Below are 5,266 nucleotides of genomic sequence, written 5' to 3' on the forward strand. Positions count from 1 at the left end.
CCCGGAAGCTAAGACCCACAGCGCCGATGGTACTGCACCCGAGAGAGTGTGGGAGAGTAGGACACCGCCGGACCACCCTTAAAATGCAGGCCCCACCACCGGTGGGGCCTGCACCCCTTTAACCACCCACCACCGATACAGTCGGCGCATGCGGTTTCACCCCGAATCACCCCAGCAGGCCGGCTTCGTGCGTTACGAGGGGGCCGAGCGCAATTCCCGGGGGATCCATCCCGGGATTTTTGGCCTTGCCAACGCGCTGGCCCGCGACGGCCGCCTCAGTGAGGCCGACTATTCCTGGTGGCTTGCGTCGAATCTCTGGTACGACGCGGCCTACATCAACCCCCAGCTCGTCGATGCGTCGGTGTACGACCGCACCCTCAACCCGACGGCCCAGGCCTGGTTCAAGGTGTCCGCCGGGCACCTTCTCGAGCGGATCCCCGGATATCTCTCCCTCCTTGACCGCTACGCGGTCCCCTGGCGGGAGGTCCGTTCGAACGACCCGGGCGCCGTTCTCTACGAAGACGAATTCCAGCTGGTGGTCACGCCATGGTTGACCCAACCGGGAGGGGATGAGGGGCCGGAGATGCTGCTTGAGGCCCGAAGCGGTCAGGTCAAGGCCACAAAAGGAACTGCCGACGGCACGTGAACCGTTGTAGGGTCGAGCCAGGTTGCCAACGCCTGGTGCCACCACTCGGTCCGAGACCGCCAGCCCTGAGAGCGGGCGTCCTCGAAGGAAGAAGAGGTATCAGTGGGTTCGACGAACCGCCTGCGCCGCTCGGGTATGCCACAACCGGGGACACCGAGCCCCGTGTCGCCGGACAGCCCGGTTTCCCGCCCGAAAGATCACTACGAGGTGCTCGTCGTCGGGGGAGGAAATGCAGGGATCTCCCTCGCGGCACGGCTGCAGCGTTACGGCGTCCGCGATATTGCCATTATCGAGCCGCGCAGCCACCACCTCTATCAGCCGCTCTTCTCACACATTGCCGGCGGCACCGCGAAGCCTGCCGACGCCGTCCGTCCCCAGTCCAGGGTCATGCCCCGTGGAGTCGCCTGGATCCAGGGTGAGGTAACCGGCGTGCAGCAGGACGCCCTCACCGTCGCCCTTTCCTCCGGCGCGAGCCTGAGGTACGACAACCTCGTCGTGTGCCCCGGGATTCAAAAGGACTGGGACGCCGTGCCGGGCCTCGCGCAGGCGATGGCGTCGCCTTTCGGCGGGTCCAACTACGAGTTCGAGCTGGCACCGAAGGCGTGGGACCTGTTGCGTCAACTCCGCAGCGGCACTGTGGTTTTCAGCCAGCCGCCCGGCCCTGCCACCTGCGCCGGTGCCGCCCAGAAGCCGATGTACCTTGCCTGTGACTACTGGCGTGCGCAGGGGGTGCTCGACGACATCCGGGTCGTGCTGATTGTTCCGACGCCGACCGTTTTCGGAATGCCTCTGATCGACGAGGAGCTTAACCGCAAGATTGCTGAGTACGGCATCGAACTCCGTTGCGACAGCGAACTCGCCGAGGTGGACCCCGAGGGACGCAGCGTCGTCGTGCGCAACATGGCGGACGGGACCGATGAACGTCTTCCCTACGACGTCCTGCACGCGGTGCCGCCCCAGTCCGCGCCCGACTGGCTGAAAACCTCCGCGCTTTCCGCCGACGGTGACCCCGACGGCTGGGTCGAGGTCGATCCGGAGACGCTGCGGCATGCGCGGTTTCCCTCGGTATGGTCCCTCGGCGATGCGGCGGGGACACGGAACTCGAAGTCCGGTGCCGCGTTGAGGATGCAGACTACCGTTCTCGCGAAGAACCTCAAAGCCGTGCGCAAGGGCAGGAATCCCCGCAAGAAGTACAACAACTATTCGGCGTGCCCCTTCACCGTGTCACGTTCGACGGTCGTCTTTTCCGAGTTCGATGACAGGTACCGGCCGAAGCCGACGGTGCCGGGGTGGAAGAATCTGGCACGGGAGCGACGGTTGACGTGGCTCCTGGAGCGGAGGGTGCTCCCTCAGGTCTATTGGAAGCTGATCCTGAGGGGCCGGGCGTAGTCCGCGGCGGCAGGGGAACTCCTCAGGGAAGCCGATGGTCGTCCGGGTCTGGGATGCGCAGCCACCGGTAGCCATACGGTTCAAGGTCGAGGTCGACGGTTCCCTTCCGTGAGATCTGCGGTCCGGTACCGCCAAGCAGGTCCAGCAGGGTTTTTCCGTCGAGGTCGCTGGCGCTGTGCCGGGAACTGGTGACGTCCAGCGTGACGCGAGCCGCTGACGGAGCGAAGTTGTGGACGAGGACCATGCTCGAGGCTTCCCAGGTGCAGCGGTGGGCCAAGATCGAAGGATTGTCCTGTGAGAGGACCTCGAAGCTTCCCCAGCCAAGTTCCGGGCACTGCCGGTAGCGGCGGATGAGTCCGGCCATGAAGTGGAGGAGCGACTCCGGATCCTGGCGGGCCCGGGCGGCGTTGACGGCATCCGGGCCATATTCGCCCTGAACCGGGCGGGCAACGAGGTTGGCCTCCTCAGCGCTCGAGAACCCCCCGTTCTTCCCGTCGGTCCACTGCATGGGGGTGCGGACGGCGAGCCTCCCATCCGCGGCGAGGTCCTCGCCCATGCCGATTTCTTCGCCGTAGAACAGGACAGGTGTCCCGGGTAGTGAAAAGAGCAAGGAGTACACCATTCGGATGCGGCGAGGGTCTCCATCGAGCATCGGTGGCAGGCGCCGCTTGAGCCCACGTCCGTAGACCTGCATGTTTTCCTCCGGGCCGAAAGCAGCGAACACCTCCTGCCGCTGCGATTCGGTGAGCTTGTCGAGGGTCAGCTCGTCATGGTTGCGCACGAAAGTCGCCCACTGGCTGTCGGGATTCGTCTTCGGACGGCCCTGGAGTGCGGCGGCCAACGGGGCGGCGTCCTGCCGTGCCAGGGCGAGGTAGAGATTCTGCATTCCAATGAAATCGAAAAGCATTGTGAGTTCGTCGGCGGCCTCTCCGCCGAGGAACCGCAGTTGGGCCTCGTAGGGAAGGTTTACTTCACCCAGCAGGATCGCGCCGGGGCTCCGGCGGCCGAGGAAGCGCCTGAAGTCCTTGAGGAATTCATGCGGTTCCGGCAGCTCGTCCGCCTGTGCCCCGGTCAGCTCGATGAAGAAGGGCACGGCGTCGACCCGAAAGCCGTTCATGCCCAGCTGGAGCCAGAAGCCTGCCGCTTTGGCGATCTCGTCGCGAACCCGCGGATTGGCAACATTCAGGTCCGGCTGATGTCGATAGAAACGGTGCTGGTACCAATCACCCGTCGGCTCGGACCGGGTCCAGATGGAGTCCTCCTGGTCAGGGAAGGTCACCTCTGCCGAGGTGTCAGGCGGGGCATCGGAGCGCCAAACGTAGAAGTCGCGGAATGGACTGTCGCGGGACTCAACGGCCGACCGGAACCAGGGATGCTGATCGGAGGTGTGATTGACCACGAGGTCCGCGATGACGCGGATGCCCTGATCCTTGGCCGTCCGAAGGAACTCAACGAGGTCACCATGGGTCCCGAGCCGGCTGTCCACTCCAAAGAAATCGGTGATGTCGTAGCCGTCGTCGCGGTCTGGGGTGGGATAGAACGGCATCAACCAGATGCAGGTCACGCCGAGAGCCGCCAGATAGGGCACCCGCTCCGTAAGGCCGGCGAAATCACCAATCCCATCGCCGTTCGAGTCGTAGAAGGTCTCGACGTCGAGGCAGTACACCACGGCATTCTTCCACCAAAGATCAGACGTTTCCGTGGTCTTCATTGTTCCCCCTCGTAGTTCGACGGCGGTGTCCAGAGTTGGACGGGTTGACCTGCCGCTCAGCGAAGCTCGGGCAGGACCTTGGCGGCGAAAGCATCAATGAAGGGCTGCTGGTCCTGGCCCACGAAGTGGAGGTAGATTTCGTCGAAGCCAAGCTCCAGGTACTCCTGAAGCCACTGAGCATGTTCACCGGTGCTGGCCGAGACGTTGACCGCCGTACGCACCGACTCCTCACCCACGTCGCGGCCTACGGCGTCGAAGTAGCCGGCGGTTGGAAGGTCCCACGGTATGGGTGGGGCGAAGGTGTTGTTCTTCCACTGATCCATGGCAATGCCAATGGCCTCAGATTCAGTGGGCGCCCAGGATAGGTGCACCTGCAGGGTTGCCGTGCCCGTGCCTCCCGCCTCCCGGTAAGCCGACAGCATGTTCCGCAGGTGTTCATGCGGCTGGTTGATCGTCACCAGCCCATCGGCCCAGACCGCGGCGCGCCGTGCGGTGTCAACGGTGACGGCAGGGGCGATCAACGGCGGCGGTGTGGCCGGTGTGTCCCAAATCCGCGCCCGCTCGACGGTGACCAGCCCCCGATGGGTGACCTCCTCGCCGCTGTGCAGCCGGCGGATGACCGACACGCATTCCTCGAGACGCCGCTGCCGGACGTCCTTGGGTGGCCACGCCTCGCCGGTGATGTGCTCGTTCATGTTTTCGCCGCTGCCCAGCGCAACCCAAAGCCGGCCGGGATACATGTCCGCGAGTGTCGCCGAGGCATGGGCGAGGATCGCCGGGTGGTACCGCTGCCCGGGTGCAGTCACGACGCCGAACCGCAGGCCGGTCCGGGCAAGGGCCGACCCCAGCCAGGACCAGGCGAACCCCGAATGGCCCTGCCGCTCGGACCACGGTTCTATATGGTCAGAGCACATCGCCGCATCGAAGCCGGCCTGCTCGGCGAAAACCACGTCCTCCAGCAGACGCGATGGGCTGATCTGTTCGTGGGACGCATGAAATCCGAGTATCGCCATCCGACATGCATACCGCGGCACGGCCATGCTGTCGAGGAATCAGGGAAGGCGCAGGCAGCCCGCCCACGCCGGCATCGGCTCCGGCAGCTGGTCTGGAAGAGGATCTTTGGGGCGGACCGGGGGCGCCCGTACGCCGGTTTTGTGGGGGTGGGTGGGGGATTTGTGTTTGGTGGGTGGGGGTCGTATAGTTATGGAGTTGCCCCGGTGAGGGCGGCGAAACCCACACAAATTTCTGAGGCTTTTCCGGTGTGTGCTGTGCACGGGTCTGGGGTGGTCTTGGTTTGGTGTCTGTTGTTGCGGGTTGGTTCTGTTGTGCTGGTGCTGGGTTGTCCGGTGGTGGTGCGGGGGAGCGGATTTGCGGGGATGGTTGGGTGCGGGTAGGCTTGTAAAGTTGCTCCGGAGCGAGGATGGCCTGGTTTTGTCGGGTTGTGTGGTGCCGGTAGTGCCTGTTGTTTGAGAACTCAATAGTGTGCCAAGTTTGTTGATACCGATTGTTTTTTGATTGGT

Annotated in this window: 4 protein-coding genes; 2 read left to right on the forward strand and 2 right to left on the reverse strand. The window is 64.4% G+C overall.

Annotated elements, in window-relative coordinates; translation table 11 throughout:
* Positions 1 to 148 precede the first annotated feature (148 nt).
* Entirely contained in the window at positions 149 to 646 is a 498-nt protein-coding gene (locus tag GVV86_RS18330; protein WP_201291530.1) for a hypothetical protein, read from the forward strand.
* 102 nt (positions 647 to 748) lie between these two features.
* On the forward strand, positions 749 to 2,035 hold the full coding sequence (locus tag GVV86_RS18335) for an NAD(P)/FAD-dependent oxidoreductase (RefSeq protein WP_246670052.1): 1,287 nt from the start codon (positions 749 to 751) through the stop codon (positions 2,033 to 2,035).
* Between the two features lie 22 nt (positions 2,036 to 2,057).
* Here GVV86_RS18335 and GVV86_RS18340 read toward each other — a convergent pair whose 3' ends face one another.
* Together GVV86_RS18340 and GVV86_RS18345 are read right to left on the reverse strand one after the other, a co-directional pair.
* Positions 2,058 to 3,746 carry an alpha-amylase family protein gene (locus GVV86_RS18340; protein WP_159620680.1) on the reverse strand — a complete coding sequence of 563 codons (1,689 nt, stop codon included), beginning with the start codon at positions 3,744 to 3,746 and terminating at the stop codon, positions 2,058 to 2,060.
* Between the two features lie 56 nt (positions 3,747 to 3,802).
* Positions 3,803 to 4,759, reverse strand: coding sequence for a TIGR03885 family FMN-dependent LLM class oxidoreductase (locus GVV86_RS18345; protein WP_159620682.1), 957 nt, complete (start codon positions 4,757 to 4,759; stop codon positions 3,803 to 3,805).
* Positions 4,760 to 5,266 lie beyond the last annotated feature (507 nt).

The organism is Arthrobacter zhaoguopingii (genome assembly GCF_009828595.1).
GTDB lineage: Bacteria > Actinomycetota > Actinomycetes > Actinomycetales > Micrococcaceae > Arthrobacter_D > Arthrobacter_D zhaoguopingii.

Bases quoted from the DNA above. Each gene is read 5' to 3' on its own strand.
- GVV86_RS18345 (WP_159620682.1), bottom strand. From the start codon at position 4,759: ATGGCGATACTCGGATTTCATGCGTCCCACGAACAGATCAGCCCATCG.
- GVV86_RS18340 (WP_159620680.1), bottom strand. From the start codon at position 3,746: ATGAAGACCACGGAAACGTCTGATCTTTGGTGGAAGAATGCCGTGGTG.
- GVV86_RS18330 (WP_201291530.1), top strand. From the start codon at position 149: ATGCGGTTTCACCCCGAATCACCCCAGCAGGCCGGCTTCGTGCGTTAC.